Below are 16712 nucleotides of genomic sequence, written 5' to 3'. Positions count from 1 at the left end.
CGGCCCTACCCGCCGCGAAACACCGGCGCGCGCCGCTCCGCAAACGCGCGCAGCCCTTCGTCGAAGTCCTCGCCTTCACACGCGTGCCGGCGCAACTCGGCGATCCGTTCGAACGCGTCGGCCGGCAACGGCCGCGCGTCCTGCAGCACGCGCAACTGCTCCTTCACCGCGTGCACCGCGAGCGGCGCCTTCGCGGCGATCGTGCGCGCGACGTCGAGCGCCGCCTCGTCGACACCGCCTGCTTCCGCCAGCCGGTTCACGAGCCCGTGATGCGCGGCGCGTTCCGCATCGAGCGGCTGCGCGCAGAAGAACATCTCCTTCAGCACATGGATCGGCAGGTTGTCGTGGAAGCGCAGCAGGCCGCTCGTCGAATACGGCAGGCCGATGTTCGCGGGCGTCATCGCAAAACGCGCATCGCGCGCCGCGACCACCAGGTCGCAGCTCATCACGAGATCGACCGCTCCGCCCCACGCCGAACCCGACACCGCCGCGATCACCGCGCCCGGATAAGTCCGCACGCGCCGCAGCGCCCGTTCGAGCGGCTTGCCGTACGCGAGCGGATCGCGATCGTCGGCCAGCTCGCGCAGATCGTGCCCCGCGCTCCACACGTCGCCGCTGCCGTCGTTCGACAGGATCACGACGGGCGGAGGACGGTGTCCGGCCAGCGCATCGAGGCGCGCGACGAGCGCATCGAGCAACGGCGCGTCGAGCGCATGCCGGCGCGCCGGATTCGCGAACCGCACGCGCGCGATCCGTTCGCCGACCATGTCGACCGTCACGCGCGACGCGCCATCGTGTTTCGTCGTGTCGCTCATTGCACGGCCTCCGCCACCGCTTCCGCCTGGAAGATCGCGCGCCCGGCCAGCAGCGTGTCGATCGCGTCGTCGTCGTAGCCCGCTTCGCGCAGCACGTCGACCGTATGCTCGCCGAGCAGCGGCGGCGCATGACGCGTGCGCGGCGCCGGCACCGCGTCCCCCATCCCGCCGAGCGGCGTGACGACCTGGCGCAGCGTGCCGAGCGTCGGATGCGCGACCGGTTCGACCAGCCCGCAATGCGCGAGCTGCGGATCGTCGAACACTTCGTCGAGCGTGTTGATCGGCCCCGCCGGCAGCCCGGCGTCGACGAAACGTTGGGTCCATTCGCGCTTGCCGCGCGTGCGCAACCGGCCTTCAAGCAGCGCTTTCAGTTCGTCACGGTGCGCGACACGCGCATCGTTGGTCGCGAAGCGCGGATCGTCCGGCAGTTCGGGCAGATCCAGCAACTGGCACAGCCGCAGCCACATGTCGGTCGTGATCGGCGCAAGGTTGAGCGGCCCGTCGGCCGTCTCGAACACGCCGTACGGCGCGATCACCGCATGCGCATTGCCGGTGCGGCGCGGCACGTCGCCGAGGCTCAGGTAGCGTTGTCCGTGCACGCTCAGCAGCGACACGAGGCTTTCGAGCAGCGACGTACCGACATGCTGCCCGCGCCCCGTGCGCTCGCGCTCGAACAGCGCCGCCATCACGCCGGTCGCGACCCACATCCCCGAGCTGAGATCGCCGATCGCGGTGCCCGTGCGGGTCGGCTCGCCGTCGGGAAAACCGGTGAGGCTCATCAGCCCCGCGTAGCCCTGCGCGATCTGGTCGAAGCCCGGCCAGTCGCGCAACGGGCCGCGCGGGCCGAACGCGGTGACGCTGCCCATCACGAGCCGCGGATCGCGCGCGCTCAGCGCGGCGTAACCGAGCCCCATCGCGTCTATCGTGCCGGCCTTGAAATTCTCGATCACGACGTCGGCCTGCCCGATCAGCCGGCGCACGACGTCGAGGCCGGCCGGCTGCCGGAAATCCACGCAGATGCCGCGCTTGTTGCGGTTGCAGGACAGGTAGTACGTGCTCACGCCGCGATCGAACGGCCCCCACGCGCGGCTCATGTCGCCTTGCGGCCCCGACTCGACCTTGATCACGTCGGCGCCGAGATCGGCGAGCACCATCGAGCAGAACGGCCCCGACAGCGCGCGGCTCAGATCGACGACCCTGATTCCTTGTAATGCCTGCATTCCGGACTCCTGATATTGATGACTGGGTGTGGCTTGTTTCCGAACGATCGCGGCGCACCGCTCATTCGGGCAGCGTCTGATGGCGCGTTTCGACCGCGAACGGCAGGATCAGGATGCCGAGCCCGAACGCGGCCGCGGTCCATGCGACCGGCACGCCGAGCGATCCGTAACCGTGAATCGCGGCGCCGAGCAGGAAGTTCACGCCTGCGCCGATGAAGCGGCCGACCGATGCGTTGAACGCGAACGCGGTGGCACGCACGCGTGTCGGGTACTGCTCGGGCAGCCACAACGAGAAGATCGCGAAATTGCCGCCGAAGAAACCGAGGAACGCGAGCGACACCATGAATGCCGCGAGCCCGTTCGGCTGGTAGAACGCCCAGCCGAACGCGAACACGATCGAACCGGCCATGCCCGCGAAATACACACCGAGCGCCGTGCGCCGGCCAAGCCGTTCGGAGAGCCACGGCGCAACCAGGCAGCCGGCGATCGTCGCGCACGACAGGATCGCCGCGCCGATCGACGCGAGCCGCAGCGCACCGATGTGATCGATGCCCGCGCGCGCCGCCAGCGTCGTGACCGCGCTCGCCTCGTACACGGAGCCGGCCCACAGCCCGACGATCGCGACGCCGACCAGGCTCGCGCTCGTCAGCGTGCGGCGCAGGAAGGCCGGCGCGAAGATCTCGCGCAGCGGATGCGCGCGCCGCGCGTCGGCCACGTCGCCGTCGCGCGCGTCGTGCCGGCGCCACTGGCCGGGCTCCTTCACGCGCATCACGGTGAACACCGCGAGCAGCGCGGGCGCGAGCCCGCACAGGAACATCGCGCGCCACCCGTAGGTCGCGCCGATCGTGTAGTTCAGGCACGCCGCGATGAAGAAGCCGAAGTAGTAGCCCGTCTGCAGGTAGCCGGCGCCCATCTTGCGGCGATCTTCCGGCCAGCTCTCGGCCACGTAGGTGCCCGCGAGCGCCCATTCGCCGCCGACGCCGATCCCGGCGATCAAACGGCACGCGGCCAGTGCCCACACGTCGTGCACGAACGCGGCCGCGCCGGTGAACACCGAGTAGATCAGGATGCTCGCGGCGAGCGTGCGCACGCGGCCGAAGCGGTCGGCGAGCGGCCCCCAGATGAACGACAGCCCCCAGCCGATCAGGAACAGCGCGAACAGGATCGAGCCGTACATCCCGAGATTCGCGGGCGTCGCCGCGATGCCGGACGCCGGCAGCAGTTCGGTCAGCGCGGGAATCAGCACGAGCGCGTAGATCACCGAATCCACGCCGTCGAGCACCCAGCCCGCATACACGGCCCAGAAGCCCTTGACCTGCTCGCGCGTGAGCGGCGTGCGCCGCGGCTTCGCGCCGGCCGCCGGCGCGTCGATCGCCTTGAACATCTTCGTCTCCTTGCCGGCGGGGCCGGCACTTTTGCCGCGTCCGGTCCGGGATGGCCGGCAGGCTGGCTCTTGTGTGAGACGAGTATAGAAACCCCATCGATCGGGGAAAAATATGATATTCATCTTGCTCGATCGGATTGGCTTATGGCTTGAATCGGGAGGCGGCGGCGATGGACTTGAGGCAGTTGCGCTATTTCGTGAAGGTCGTCGAATGCGGCAACGTCACGCATGCGAGCGAGGCGCTGCATGTCGCGCAGCCGGCGGTGAGCCAGCAGATGCGCAATCTCGAACAGGATCTCGGGATGCAGCTGCTCGAACGCAGCGTGCGCGGCGTCGCGCCGACCGCCGCCGGCCGCACGCTGTACCGGCATGCGCTCGAACTGCTGCGCCAGGCCGACGGCACGCGCGAGCTGCTGCGCCGCGACGCCGACACGCCGCAGGGCCGCGTGACGGTCGGGATGCCGTCGAGCACCGCGCGCGTGCTGGCCATTCCGCTCGCCCGCGCGGTGCGCGACCGCTACCCGGGCATCATGCTGGAACTGATCGAGGCGCCGAGCGCCGATCTCGACACGCTGCTCGAACGCGCGCGGCTCGATCTCGCGATCGTCGTCGACGCGGTCGAGACGCGCGGCATCGCGATCCACCGGCTGCTGACGGAAACGCTGTACCTGATCACGTGGCCCGAATTCCCGGTGCCGGACGATCCCGTGCCGCTCGACGCGATCGCGCGGATGCCGCTCGTCCTGCCGAGCGCGCCGAACACGATCCGCAACCGTGTCGAATGGGCGATGCGCGAGGCCGGGCTGTCGTACGAGATCGGCTTCGAGGCGAGTTCGACCGGGCTGCTGTTCGCGGCCGTGATGGCGCAGCTCGGCGTGACGATCCTGCCGTGGACGGCCGCGCACGTCGAGATCGAGGAGCGCAAGCTCAAGCTGTCGACGGTCGCGCACCGGCTGTTCGCGCGCGACCTGTCGCTGTGCTGGCACGATACGGCGCTCGTCAGCAACGCGGTGCAGAAGGTGAAAGCCGAGATCGTCCGGCTGTTCGACACGCTCGGGCAGCGGCCGGAGTGGGCGGCCGGGCGGGCGTGACGAGCGGCGGCATGCGTTGCCCTGCCGCGCCGTGTGGACTAAGCTCCTTTCATCCTGGGTACCGCTGACACGTCCACTTCTCCTCGCCGCTCGGTATAAGCGTCGGGGGAAGGAGGCCGTTCGTGTCCCCGCTTCAGTCTGCCTGGCTTCTGCTGGGCGTCAGTGTCCTCGCCGAAGTGCTCGGCTCCGTCGGCCTCAAATACTCGGCGGGCTTTTCCCGCCCGCTCCCGTCCGCGCTCACCGTCGTCTGTTATGCCTGCGCCGTCTGGCTGATGGCGCTCGCGACGAAGCGGCTCGAAATGGGGCTCGCGTACGCGAGCTGGGCCGCCGCCAGCACCGCGGCCACGGCCGTGATCGGCATCGTCTGCTTCGACGAAGCGGTGTCGTCGCTGAAGCTCGCCGGCATCGCGCTGACCGTTTGTGCGCTCGTCGCGCTCAACCTCGGCGAGGCGGCGACGCACTGACCGGTGGCCTGCCGGTCGTCGACGCATGGGCGCCAGGGGGCATTGACACCGCCCCCGCGCGCCCCTTAACGTTTCGTTCATCGTAACCATCACCGGTTCAGCTTAAGAGGTTGTCGGCCCGCTCGTGCTCGACACCTCCGCCTTCATCGAAGGCCTGCTGCTTGGCGCCGGCCTGTTCACGTCGGTCGGCCCCAAGGACGCCTTCGTCATCAAGCGCTCGATCTCGAGCCCCTATCTCCTCTCCATCGCCCTCGTCTGCGCAGGCAGCGACGCGCTGCTGATCGTGCTCGGCGCGCAGGGGTTGTCGGCACTGCTGTCGCGGCATCCCGGTGTGGTATCGGCCGCGCTGTGGGCCGGTATCGCCTATCTCGCCGGTTATGGCCTGCTCGCGCTGCGCTCGGCGATCCGGCGGCGGCAGCCGGAGCACGTCGACGACTCACACGCGCGCCACGCCCCCGCGCTGTCGCGCACGCTGCTCGCGACGGCCGCCGTGTCGCTGCTCAATCCGTATGCGTGGATCGATACCGTGCTGCTGCTCGGCACCGTGATCGTGAGTCACGCGCCCGCCGAACGCGCGCCGTTCGCGTTCGGCGCGATGGCGGCTTCGCTCGCGTGGTTCCTGATGCTCGCCTATGGCGCACGCGCGTGCCGTGCGTGGTTTGCCCGTACGCTGGCGTGGCGCGTGCTCGATTTGTTCGTCGCGACGATGATGCTCGGTTTCGCGGCGCGTTTCGCGATCGACGCGCTTTAGCGCTTCGGGTGTCAACGGCCCGATACCGCGCGAAACGCGCGATGCGCGCCGGCATGCAGCTCGAAACCGATGCCCGGCGCCTGCGGCGTGCGCGCAAAACCTGCGTCGACGGTTTCGCCATCGGCGATCCCGCTGAACGGATCGAACGCGAACGGATTGACTTCCGCACCGCCGAGCCCGAGCGCTGCGACGACATGCAGCGAGAACAGGTGGCCACCATGTGGCCAGAACGCGTCGCGCCGCCAGCCGCGCGATGCGAAGTGCTCGACGATCTGCAGGTATCCCGGCAGCCCGTAGCAATGCACCGGGTCGAACACGAGCACGTCGCGGTCGGGACGCAGGCCGCCGTAGCGGTCGAGCAGCTTCGCTTCCGCGAGCGAGAACAGCGCTTCGCCGGCCGCGATCGGCGGGGCGTAGCGCGTGGCGACGCCTGCCTGGAGCGGCAGGTCGAGCGGATCGCAGATGTCCTCGAACCACCAGAGGCCGAACGGCTCGAGCATCGCGGCCGCAATATCGACGGTCGTCGCGTCGTACGTGTTCATCGCGTCGACCGCGAGATGCGAACTGTCCGTCAACTGCGTGGCGGCCGCTTCGATGCGCCTGCTGTCCTGAGCGACGTCCGCGCCACCGATCTTGATCTTCGCGTGCGTATAGCCAAGGTCGGCAATGCGGCGCATCTCGTCCGACAGTCGCGCGAGATCGTCGTGCGGATAACGATAGCCGCCGCCCGCGTACACACGCACGCGCGGTGCCGCCGTGCGTCCAAGCCGGTCGGCCAGAAAGCGATTGAGCGGCAGGTCGGCGATTTTCGCGGCGGCGTCCCAGATCGCCATGTCGAGCGCGCCGATCGCCACGCAGCGTTCGCCGTGTCCGCCGGGCTTTTCGCCGGCCATCATCGCGCGCCACGCGCGGAACGGGTCGAGGTTCGTGCCGGCTTCGTCGGCGAGCGCGTCGGCGGCGGCCAGCAGGCGCGGCGCGAACCGTTCGCGGATCAGGCCGCCCTGCGCGAAGCGGCCGACCGATGCGTAGCCGTAGCCCGTCACGGGGCGGCCGTCACGCACGACGTCGGTGGTGAGCGCGACGACACTCGTCGTCAGGCCGCCGGATGGAATGGCCGGGTCGGCATAGCGGGAGACGGGAATCGTGCGTTCGCGGATGTCGGTGATACGCATGGTCGGGATTCCGGGGGTGGCGACCGGCGCAAGCGAACGAGGTACGCGATGCGACCGGAACGGTGGGCGGATCGCTGCATCATAGGGGTTTGGGCGATGACGCGCAGGACGGCGCGGCAATCGCCTTTTCGAATCGGCCGGCGCACCGCCTGGACGGAATGCGCCGGTGTGTGCCGGCTTGAACGAGCACGCGGTCGACCGCGTCGCCGGGGCTGGCGCTTTGACCGCGCCCCTCGATACGAATGCCCCGGCCCACCGCGCACACCGCATCGGCTACGCTGTCGCGCGAAAACGTGCAGTCGCCCGGAGGGCGCGAACCTCGAAGGTATCCGGGCGACGACGGTATGCGTGGTCGAATTTTCAGGCCCGCTCAGGCAAAGACGAAGTACTTGCGCACCGTCTCCACCACTTCCCAGGTCCCTTTCATGCCGGGTTCGATCACGAACACGTCGCCGGCTTTCAGGTGCACCGACTCCTCGCCTTCCGGTGTGATGATGCAGTAGCCATCGAGGAAGTGGCAGTACTCCCATTTTTCGTAGTTCACCTCGAACTTGCCCGGCGTGCAGATCCAGGTACCCATGATCTTGCTGCCGTCCTTGGAGAGGTACGCGTTGAGGTTCACGGTGTGCGGATCGCCGCCGATACGCTTCCACTTGGTCGCGTCAAGGACCGGCGTCGGGCAGGTTTCGCGCAAAACGGTGATGAAATCGGACATGTCAGCTCCAGACTAACGTTCGTGTAAGAGGCTTGTCACGTTAGTGCGAAAGCGTGGTCGGGACTTGCATGCTTCCGACACCGACTCGTCTATTTTCGACACCGGCCCGCGGGCACGCGCACGGCCGGCGCGTTTCGTTCGGCGTTGGCGCTGCGGTGCTGCCTGACGATGCGGTCTGGCTTTGTCAGTAACCGGTGCGCGGACAAGGCTCTCCTGGCAGGCCCCGTAGCGTCGGTCAGGCGACAGGCTTGGGGAAGTAAGTTTCCTCCTCCGCCGGAATGCTGCCGTCCCGGTAACGCTTGTCTTCCCACAGCAGCCGCCAGCGCACCACATGCTCGTCGTTCGTACCTTCCAACAGGTACTTGTGGGCAACACTGCCTTTGAGGAAGTAACTCGGACAGCCCACCTTGCCGGACGCAAACCACGGCTCCCAGATCCCCTCGACAGGAATCTCCTGGTCGCTGCAAACCTCGCCGCTTGCGGATTCGTTCTTCGGCGGACAGGGAGGAAGCGATGCAGGATAGGTGCGACCGGGTGGCCAATATCGCCAAGCAGGAAGCGGCGCGTTTTCGAACATGGATTCATAGGTCCAGTGCTCGAATACGCGGGTCCCGCCATCCGCGCGTGTTCCGTATGCGAGCATCCCGGTATAACCGAATCCGACCGTGCACTTGAGCGCGTAGCAAATCAATCTCTCGATCCATACCCCCTCCGCGAACCCGGTGGCATACACCGGGTCCGAAAAGCTGGTGTCCTTCAGTCCCAGTGAATGAAAAAACGGATCGTATTTACGACCGATTTCAAGCGCACTCCGTCCAAACAACAGGTCGCCGCCTTGCTGGCTTCCTCTAACCAATGCGTCGTATGCGGCTCGTTTGTCGAGACCTCGGCGCAGTGCATCGATGCCCAGATCCATGCGCACCAGTGCCCCCGAGAAATCATGCGTGTAGGCTTTCTCAAGCTCGACCTGATTTGGGCTCGATGTGTCCAGTTGTTTTGCGTACGCGCCGAGAAAGTCCCGATATCGTCCAACGGCGTATTCCAGGAACGTGACACTCGTCCATTTCTTGAGCAGGTAAAAAGCCTTTGCCCGCGCATCCTGTTCCTGCTCGGGGGTCATGGTCAAAATATTCAACATCATTGAACCTGTTCGTCCGTCGATTGTTTGCCGCCATCGGCTATGCGGCACATCCGTTGGGCCGTTGAAATTCGGCTCCGATGCTACAGCGCACCGAAGGGATGTGCCTTCAGCCTGGACGGTAGATCCCGTGGATAGCGCGGGCTCACCCGCCACTGCGCGCGACGCCGCCGGTCCGGCATCGAGCCCTGTCAGTTGCTCTGCGCCAAACCACCCGCTTGCCATCCCGACCCGAACCCCTGTAGAATTGCGCGTTCTGCGGGCGTCGTATAATGGCCATTACCTCAGCTTCCCAAGCTGATGACGTGGGTTCGATTCCCATCGCCCGCTCCACTTTCCGGCTGCATCGCAGCCTGCGCAAAAGCCGCCTCGTCGAAGGCGGCTTTTTTGTACCATGTGCCGGTTCACCCGGCGCACTGCTGCGCGCAACGGGCCCTCGCCCGCAACCGAGCCTTTCTCTGTACCGATGATGCACGACGATCCGAACGAAGCCGGCCTGCCGCCGCACGACGACGCCATTCCCGACGAAGCCGCCGAAGGCGCCGACGCCGTCAATCCGCTGCACCACCGCCGCATCCGCAGCTTCGTGACGCGCGCCGGCCGCGTGTCGACCGGCCAGCGCCGCGCGCTCGACGAACTCGGCCCGCGCTTCGTGGTGCCGTATGCGCCGGAGCTGCCCGACTGGAATGCGGTGTTCGGCCGCAGCGCGCCGCGCATCCTCGAGATCGGCTTCGGGATGGGCGCCTCGACCGCGGAAATCGCTGCGAACCGCCCCGGCGACGACTTCCTCGGCGTCGAAGTGCACGAGCCGGGCGTCGGCGCGCTGCTGAAGCTCATCGGCGAGCAGGATCTGCCGAACATCCGCATCATCCAGCACGACGCGGTCGAGGTGCTCGAGCACATGCTTGCGCCGGAAAGTCTCGACGGCGTGCACATCTTCTTCCCCGACCCGTGGCACAAGGCGCGCCACCACAAGCGCCGGCTGATCCAGCCGCCGCTCGTCGCGCATCTCGCGTCGCGCCTGAAGCCCGGCGCATATATTCACTGCGCGACCGACTGGCAGAACTACGCTGAACAGATGCTGGAAGTGCTCGGCGCGGAACCGACGCTCGAAAACACCGCCGCCGACTACGCACCGCGCCCCGACTACCGCCCGGTCACGAAGTTCGAACGGCGCGGGCTGCGCCTCGGCCACGGTGTGTGGGACCTGGTGTTCCGCAAGCGCGCAGGCTGAGCCTTCCCGCTGCGGCGGCGCGTGCCGCCCGGATCCGGATAAAAAAAGCCCGATCGGTTATCTGCCGATCGGGCTTTTCTCATTGGAGGCGCGCCCGCCTCCGTGTCCGCGTCACGCCCAGTTCAGCCAGCCGCTGTACCCGACCAGCAGCACGAACAGCCCGAACGCGATCCGGTACCACGCGAACACCGTGAAATCGTGCGTCGCGACGTAGCGCAGCAGCCAGCGCACGCACACGAACGCGCTGACGAACGCGGCGACGAGGCCAAGCGCGAACAGGCCGAGCGAATCGACGGTGAACGCCTGCCAGTCCTTGACGGTTTCATAGAGCGTCGCGCCGAAGATGATCGGAATCGCGAGGAAGAACGAGAATTCGGTGGCGACGCGCCGGTCGAGACCGAACAGCATCCCGCCGATGATCGTCGAGCCCGAGCGCGACATGCCGGGAATCAGCGCGAAGCACTGCGCGATGCCGACCTTGAGCGCATCGAGCGGGGTCAGCGCGTCGACCGACACCACGCGCGGCGGCTCGCTGCGTTCGCGCTGCCGGGCCTCGGCCCACAGGATGATCGCCCCGCCCACGACGAGCGCGAACGCGACGGGTACCGGCGAGAACAGCACGGCCTTGATCTTCTTCTCGAGCAGGAGGCCGAGTGCGATCGCGGGAATCGTCGCGATCACGACGTTCAGCGTGAAGCGCCGCGCATCGGGCCGGCTGGGCAGCCCGGATACGATGAACACGATCCGTTGCCGGTATTCCCAGCAGACCGCGAGAATCGCCCCGAACTGGATCACGACGTCGAAAGTCTTCGCGTGCGAATCGTTGAAATTCAGGAAGCTGCCCGCGACGATCAGGTGACCGGTGCTCGACACCGGCAGGAATTCCGTCAGCCCCTCGACGACGCCGAGGATCAAAGCCTTGCAGATCAGGATCCAGTCCATCCGTGGCCCAACTCCGAAATGGTCGAATGAATGGGCCACTCTTCCACGCGCGGCCCCCCTCCGGCCGGGCGCGGTTCGTCGTCACTTTTCGACGATCGCCACGCGTATGCCGTTTGTAAGAATCGTAATTGTACCGGGTTCATAGTTCACCCCGGCAAATTGCAGCTGTTCGGGCTTGAACGTGTAGATCGGATAGTTGGTCAGCAACTGCGTCGCGAGCAGGCCCGCGGCCGCGCCGACCTGTTGCGCGTACATCTGCGCGTCGCCGTCGAGCGCGAGGCTGTCGACGGCCGGCGACTTCAGCACCACCGAACGGCTCGGTGCGTCGTAAGCAAGCTGGCCCGACACGGTGAACTTGCCGCTGACGGGCGCGCGCAGGAACGGGCTCGCGAAATGCGCGTCGAGCTGCACGGCGACGCGGTTCTGGTCGGGCAGCAGGTTGACGGCCGGGTTCGCGAGCGACACGTCGACGACCTGCGCGACCGTCTTCTGGTACGGGAACTTGCGGGCGACGGCCTTCTGCACGTCGCCGCGCGAAAAGGTGTAGTGATCGGGGATGAACGGGAAGGTCGACGCGCACGCGGCGAGCGACAGCGTCACGCCGACGGCGCCGACGGTTGCGGCGAGGAAACGGCGCCGGCCGGGCGCGCAAGGTGCGGTCATGCTGAACACTCTCCTGGTTGCGACGGCCGCGTCGCGGCCTCGAGACGCGTGAGCCACGCGAGCGCGTCGTCGCGCGACGCGCCGCACATGTCCGCGGCCGGCTGCAGCCCGGAACAGCACGCGGGCCGCTCGGGGCGGCCGAAGATCCGGCAGCGCAGGTCGTCGCCGAGCTGCACGCAGCGCACACCGGCTGGCTTGCCGTCGGGCATGCCCGGAATCGGGCTGGAAATCGACGGCGCGATGCAGCACGCGCCGCAGCCCTCGCGGCACGCATGCGGTGGCGGGACATCGGCAGGCGCCGGGCGGACAGGCATTTCGACGGACACTCGGCTCTCTCGAACGAACAACAAAAAACGGTGCGGCAACCGGACGCGGTGCCGGCAGCCTCACCCCGCATTGTGCCATCGCCGGCTGCGACGTTATTACACAATGCAGCTCAATCGCGCGTTTATATACTCGAAAGCATCTAAAAAGCGCGAGACCATCATGCGTTCCGGTTCTGCCGACTCAATGTTCCGTCCCGATTTGCTCGCGAAATACGGCGCGAACGGGCCGCGCTATACGTCGTACCCCACCGCGCTGCAGTTCCGCGACGATTTCGACCCGGCCGACTACCTGCGCGCAGCGAGCGACCCCGGCGCCTCGTCGAGCGAGCTGTCGCTGTACTTCCACATCCCGTTCTGCAATACCGCGTGCTTCTACTGCGGCTGCAACAAGATCGCGACCAACAACCGCCGCCGCGCGCGCCCGTATCTCGAGCAGCTCAAGCGCGAGATGGCGCTGCAGGCCGCGCTGTTCGATCCCGCGCGCCCGGTCACGCAGTTGCACTGGGGCGGCGGCACGCCCACCTTCCTGTCCGACGACGAAACGGCCGAGCTGATGGTGGCCACGCGCGAGCACTTCGCGCTCGCGCCGGATGCCGACGCCGAATTCTCGATCGAGATCGATCCGCGCACGGTCACGCCCGCCACGCTCGTCCACCTGCGCAATATCGGCTTCAACCGGCTGAGCCTCGGCGTGCAGGATTTCGACCCGGCGGTGCAACAGGCGATCAACCGCGTCCAGCCGCGCGCGATGACGGCCGACCTGCTCTCCGCCGCGCGCACGACGGGGTTTCATTCGGTGAGCGTCGACCTGATCTACGGGCTGCCGCACCAGACCGTTGCCGTCTTCGCGCGCACGCTGGAAACGATCATCGAACTCGCGCCCGACCGGCTGTCGGTGTTCGGCTACGCGCACATGCCGCACCTGTTCAAGATGCAGCGGCAGATCGACGATGCGACGCTGCCGCCGCCGGAAACGCGCATCGCGCTGCTCGGCCTCGCGATCGACATGCTGACGTCGGCCGGCTACGTGTACATCGGGATGGATCACTTCGCGCGGCCGTCCGACGAGCTCGTGCGCGCGCAGCGCAACGGCACGCTGCAACGCAACTTCCAGGGCTACAGCACGCGCGCGGATACCGACCTCGTCGGTTTCGGCGTGTCGTCGATCGGCAAGGTCGGCGACGTCTACGCGCAGAACGCGAAGGACCTGCCCGCCTACGGCGCCGCGCTCGACGCGGGCCGCCTGCCGATCGCGCGCGGCGTGCGGCTCACGCCCGACGACCGGCTGCGCCGCGACGTGATCACGCAGCTGATGTGCAACCTCGAACTGCCGTTCTCGCATGTCGAGGCCGCACACGGCATCCGCTTCGCCGATCATTTCGCGCGCGAGCTCGACGCGCTGCGCCCGTTCGAGCGCGACGGGCTGCTGACGATCGCGGGCGACCGCCTGACGATCCATCCGGCCGGCCGGATGGTCGTGCGCAACATCGCGATGGCGTTCGACGCGTATCTCGGGCAAACGCAGCAGCAGCGGTATTCACGCACGGTCTAGGGCCGGCCGGGCGCATGCGGACGGCCGGTTTGATACAGTGTGGGGCTTACGCCCCGCCAGAATCCGCACGATGCGCACCACCAAAGCGACCCACGCGGTCGAACGCCTGAAGACCCGCTCCGGCAACCCGCATTTCGCGGCCGTCGCAATGGCGGGCGGCCTGTTCTATCTCGTCGACCGCTCGGGCGGCACCCCCGAGAAGCGCTGCGAGCCGCTGCCGCTCGACGCGTTCGTCAAGTTCGTCGACGAATTCGGCCCCAAAAAACCGCGCAAGGCGAGCAAGCTCGACCTCGCATTCGAGGCGCAGATCAGGAAGAGCAAGGGGTAAAGGTCTGTTGCAGGCCGCCTGAAGGCTTTGCAGCCGCCCCGTTTGGTACAATCACGAAGTTTCTCTATCCCCGCTGATGGCCGACCAGGCTGCGTGACCACACCATGAATATCGAAAACGCGCGTTTCAACATGATCGAACAACAGATCCGGCCGTGGGACGTGCTGGATCTCGACGTCCTGGGCCTGCTGTCGATCGTCAAGCGTGAAAACTACGTTCCGGCCGAATATCGCGATCTCGCGTTCGCCGACCTCGAACTGCCGCTGCCGGGCGGCACCAGCAAGATGCTGTTCCCGCGCGTCGAAGCGCGCGTGCTGCAGGAGCTGGCCGTCAAGAAGCACGAGAACGTGCTCGTGATCGGCGCCGGTTCGGGCTACCTGGCCGCGCTGTTCGCGCATCGCGCCCGGCACGTGACGGCCGTCGAGATCGATCCGGCCATCGCGAAGTTCGCGGAAGACAACCTGCGCAACGACGGCGTGACCAACGCGGAAGTCGTCCTCGGCGACGGTTCGCGCGGCTGGGCCGGCAAGGCGCCGTACGACGTGATCTGCGTCGCGGGCGGCCTGCCCGTCGTGCCGCAGGAAATGCTCGAGCAACTGAAGGTCGGCGGCCGCCTGTCGGCATTCGTCGGCGGCCGTCCGGTGATGAAGGCGCAGATCATCACGCGCATCGACGACAAGCAGTACCGCGTCGCCGACGTGTTCGAAACCTACATCGACCACCTCGTCAACGCGATCGAGCCGTCGCGCTTCAAGTTCTGAGCGGCGGAGCCTCCATGCAGATCCTGACCGCCGCGATGCTCGCGGAATGGCTCGGCGACAAGGCGCGCCCCGCGCCGGTCGTTCTCGACGTGCGCGAACCGTGGGAAATCGCGACCGCGCACATCGCCGGCAGCGTGTCGATCCCGATGCAGCAGATTCCCGCGCGCAGCGAAGAACTCGACGACGAAGCGGAAATCGTCTGCGTGTGCCATCACGGGATGCGCAGCGCGCAGGTCGCGATGTTCCTCGAGTCGCGCGGCTTCACGAAGCTGTACAACCTGCAAGGCGGGATCGACGCGTGGTCGCGCGACGTCGATCCGTCCGTACCGCGCTACTGATCCCGCCGGTGGCGCATCGCGCGCCGCCGCGCCGGCCGGCACATCGCCGCCGGTCATACCGACCCGCCGAACGGGCGCGCATGGCGCGCCCGTTTTTCATTCCCGCGCCGGTTCGTCTCGGCGTCATCCGACCTGCGACGGCACCGCGCCGCGCCCGCCCCACCCCGCTTGCCGCGAAGTCATGGTGCACGACCGTTCCCGCACCGCACGCGGGCACCGGAACGGGGAACCCCGACCGTGCACCATTTCCGCCCGCGACCCTGCACCGCGACGGACCGCGCATGCTGCACGACGCGTCATGCGCCCCGTCGCGACGCCCCGCCCTGCCCCGCGCAGGCACGCCGGGCGTGCATCCGCACGACTGGCACATGCCTTGCGTTATCCGTTGGCCGACGCCGTCAAGGCGCACGCATATCCAACACGTCAAGGGGAACCCGATGAAACGTCGCAGTCTGTTGAAGTTCGGTTCGATGGCCGGCGCGCTTGCGCTCGCGGGCAAGAGCCCGTTCGCGCACGCGGCCGACGCGGGCACCGGCCCGATCAAGGTCGGCATCCTGCACTCGCTGTCGGGCACGATGGCGATCTCGGAGACGTCGCTGAAGGACACCGCGCTGATGACGATCGCCGACATCAACAAGAGCGGCGGCGTGATGGGCCGCAAGCTCGAGCCCGTGGTGGTCGACCCCGCGTCGAACTGGCCGCTGTTCGCCGAGAAGGCGCGCCAGCTGCTCACGCAGGACAAGGTCGCGTGCGTGTTCGGCTGCTGGACGTCGGTGTCGCGCAAGTCGGTGCTGCCGGTGTTCGAGGAACTGAACGGGCTGCTCTACTACCCGGTGCAGTACGAAGGCGAGGAAATGTCCCGCAACGTGTTCTATACGGGTGCCGCGCCGAACCAGCAGGCGATCCCGGCCGTCGAGTACCTGATGAGCGCGGAAGGCGGCAGCGCGAAGCGCTTCTTCCTGCTCGGCACCGACTACGTGTATCCGCGCACGACCAACAAGATCCTGCGCGCGTTCCTGAAATCGAAGGGCGTGAAGGACGCCGACATTCAGGAGGTCTACACGCCGTTCGGCCACAGCGATTACCAGACCATCGTCGCGAACATCAAGAACTTCTCGCAGGGCGGCAAGACGACCGTGATCTCGACGATCAACGGCGACTCGAACGTGCCGTTCTACAAGGAGCTCGGCAACCAGGGGATCAAGGCGACCGACGTGCCGGTCGTCGCGTTCTCGGTCGGCGAGGAGGAACTGCGCGGGATCGACACGAAGCCGCTGGTCGGCCACCTCGCCGCGTGGAATTACTTCATGTCGGTGAAGAACCCGACCAACACGAAGTTCAAGGACCAGTTCGCCGCATGGGTGAAGGCGAACAACCTGCCGGGCGGCGCGAAGCGCGTGACCAACGACCCGATGGAGGCGACCTATGTGGGCATCCACATGTGGAAGCAGGCCGTCGAGAAGGCGAAGAGCACCGACGTCGACAAGGTGCGCGTCGCGATGATCGGCCAGACGGTCGCCGCGCCGTCGGGCTTCACGCTCGCGATGGACGGCAACCATCACCTGCACAAGCCGGTGATGATCGGCGAGATCCGCGGCGACGGGCAGTTCAACGTCGTGTGGAAGACGAAGACGGCCGTGCGCGCGCAACCGTGGAGCCCGTACATCGCGGGTAACCAGGGCAAGCCGGACATCGTCACGTCGATCCCGGCGTTCCTGCGCCGGCAGCGCACGGCGCTCGCCTGACGCGACGCGGGGCGTCGCGCACCGGCGCGATGCTCCGCCCGCTTGCAGGCGCCGCCGTACCGGGCACGCTTGC

18 protein-coding genes and 1 tRNA gene are annotated in these 16712 nt (G+C 67.3%); 10 read left to right on the top strand and 9 right to left on the bottom strand.

The genetic code is table 11. From position 1 onward, the window contains the following. Nucleotides 1-5: 5 nt before the first annotated feature. From scpB to E9536_RS11660, 3 genes are all read right to left on the bottom strand, one after another. A complete protein-coding gene (scpB, locus tag E9536_RS11670) occupies nt 6-815 on the bottom strand; it encodes a methylmalonyl-CoA decarboxylase (protein WP_060174675.1) in 810 nt (269 codons plus the stop codon). After that, entirely contained in the window at nt 812-2035 is a 1224-nt protein-coding gene (locus E9536_RS11665) for a CaiB/BaiF CoA-transferase family protein (RefSeq protein WP_136469891.1), read from the bottom strand. The genes scpB and E9536_RS11665 overlap by 4 nt, the downstream gene beginning before the upstream one ends. 61 nt (nt 2036-2096) lie before the next feature. After that, nucleotides 2097-3419, bottom strand: coding sequence for an MFS transporter (locus tag E9536_RS11660; protein WP_021157066.1), 1323 nt, complete (start codon nt 3417-3419; stop codon nt 2097-2099). Between the two features lie 170 nt (nt 3420-3589). Between E9536_RS11660 and E9536_RS11655 the strand changes: the two genes are divergently transcribed. The 3 genes from E9536_RS11655 to E9536_RS11645 all read left to right on the top strand — a co-directional run bounded on the left by E9536_RS11655 (nt 3590) and on the right by E9536_RS11645 (nt 5725). Then, on the top strand, nt 3590-4510 hold the full coding sequence (locus E9536_RS11655) for a LysR substrate-binding domain-containing protein (RefSeq protein ID WP_136469890.1): 921 nt from the start codon (nt 3590-3592) through the stop codon (nt 4508-4510). A gap of 122 nt (nt 4511-4632) precedes the next feature. Beyond that, nucleotides 4633-4974: an SMR family transporter gene (locus tag E9536_RS11650; RefSeq protein ID WP_027788149.1), complete on the top strand. Its 342-nt coding sequence runs from the start codon at nt 4633-4635 to the stop codon at nt 4972-4974. 124 nt (nt 4975-5098) lie between these two features. Then, nucleotides 5099-5725 carry a LysE family transporter gene (locus E9536_RS11645; protein ID WP_060357145.1) on the top strand — a complete coding sequence of 209 codons (627 nt, stop codon included), beginning with the start codon at nt 5099-5101 and terminating at the stop codon, nt 5723-5725. An 11-nt stretch (nt 5726-5736) separates the two neighbouring features. Here E9536_RS11645 and E9536_RS11640 read toward each other — a convergent pair whose 3' ends face one another. From E9536_RS11640 to E9536_RS11630, 3 genes are all read right to left on the bottom strand, one after another. Continuing rightward, nucleotides 5737-6897 carry an enolase C-terminal domain-like protein gene (locus E9536_RS11640; RefSeq protein ID WP_136469889.1) on the bottom strand — a complete coding sequence of 387 codons (1161 nt, stop codon included), beginning with the start codon at nt 6895-6897 and terminating at the stop codon, nt 5737-5739. Between the two features lie 370 nt (nt 6898-7267). Then, nucleotides 7268-7612, bottom strand: a complete 345-nt coding sequence (locus tag E9536_RS11635) for a cupin domain-containing protein (protein ID WP_027788152.1) — start codon at nt 7610-7612, stop codon at nt 7268-7270. Between the two features lie 235 nt (nt 7613-7847). Then, on the bottom strand, nt 7848-8753 hold the full coding sequence (locus tag E9536_RS11630; RefSeq protein ID WP_136469888.1) for an Imm72 family immunity protein: 906 nt from the start codon (nt 8751-8753) through the stop codon (nt 7848-7850). 255 nt (nt 8754-9008) lie between these two features. Here E9536_RS11630 and E9536_RS11625 point away from each other — a divergent pair. Beyond that, nucleotides 9009-9083, top strand: a tRNA-Gly gene (locus E9536_RS11625). Between the two features lie 133 nt (nt 9084-9216). After that, nucleotides 9217-9984, top strand: coding sequence for a tRNA (guanosine(46)-N7)-methyltransferase TrmB (gene trmB / locus E9536_RS11620; protein WP_021157058.1), 768 nt, complete (start codon nt 9217-9219; stop codon nt 9982-9984). A 111-nt stretch (nt 9985-10095) separates the two neighbouring features. Here the strand turns inward: trmB and E9536_RS11615 are convergent, their stop codons facing one another. The 3 genes from E9536_RS11615 to E9536_RS11605 form a co-directional block, all read right to left on the bottom strand. Further along, on the bottom strand, nt 10096-10926 hold the full coding sequence (locus E9536_RS11615) for an undecaprenyl-diphosphate phosphatase (RefSeq protein ID WP_060357142.1): 831 nt from the start codon (nt 10924-10926) through the stop codon (nt 10096-10098). 81 nt (nt 10927-11007) lie between these two features. After that, nucleotides 11008-11589: a DUF1439 domain-containing protein gene (locus tag E9536_RS11610; protein ID WP_027788156.1), complete on the bottom strand. Its 582-nt coding sequence runs from the start codon at nt 11587-11589 to the stop codon at nt 11008-11010. Beyond that, on the bottom strand, nt 11586-11903 hold the full coding sequence (locus E9536_RS11605; protein WP_034195806.1) for a YkgJ family cysteine cluster protein: 318 nt from the start codon (nt 11901-11903) through the stop codon (nt 11586-11588). Before E9536_RS11605 ends, E9536_RS11610 begins: the two co-directional genes overlap by 4 nt. Nucleotides 11904-12075: 172 nt before the next feature. Between E9536_RS11605 and hemN the strand changes: the two genes are divergently transcribed. The 5 genes from hemN to urtA all read left to right on the top strand — a co-directional run bounded on the left by hemN (nt 12076) and on the right by urtA (nt 16639). Next, nucleotides 12076-13467: an oxygen-independent coproporphyrinogen III oxidase gene (hemN, locus tag E9536_RS11600; protein WP_060357141.1), complete on the top strand. Its 1392-nt coding sequence runs from the start codon at nt 12076-12078 to the stop codon at nt 13465-13467. A 70-nt stretch (nt 13468-13537) separates the two neighbouring features. Continuing rightward, complete coding sequence (locus E9536_RS11595) at nt 13538-13795, top strand: hypothetical protein (protein WP_060357140.1); 258 nt, start codon at nt 13538-13540, stop codon at nt 13793-13795. A 104-nt stretch (nt 13796-13899) separates the two neighbouring features. Further along, nucleotides 13900-14556: a protein-L-isoaspartate O-methyltransferase gene (locus E9536_RS11590; RefSeq protein WP_021157052.1), complete on the top strand. Its 657-nt coding sequence runs from the start codon at nt 13900-13902 to the stop codon at nt 14554-14556. 14 nt (nt 14557-14570) lie between these two features. Beyond that, the gene (locus E9536_RS11585; RefSeq protein WP_011351193.1) at nt 14571-14894 is read left to right on the top strand and encodes a rhodanese-like domain-containing protein; all 324 of its coding nucleotides are present in this window, start codon (nt 14571-14573) and stop codon (nt 14892-14894) included. Between the two features lie 437 nt (nt 14895-15331). Further along, a complete protein-coding gene (urtA, locus tag E9536_RS11580; RefSeq protein WP_059685649.1) occupies nt 15332-16639 on the top strand; it encodes an urea ABC transporter substrate-binding protein in 1308 nt (435 codons plus the stop codon). Nucleotides 16640-16712: the final 73 nt, after the last annotated feature.

This window comes from Burkholderia sp. LS-044, from assembly GCF_004803625.1.
GTDB lineage: Bacteria > Pseudomonadota > Gammaproteobacteria > Burkholderiales > Burkholderiaceae > Burkholderia > Burkholderia cepacia.
Note: the sequence above shows the minus strand (reverse complement) of the source record. Positions and strands in the feature narration are given on the sequence as shown.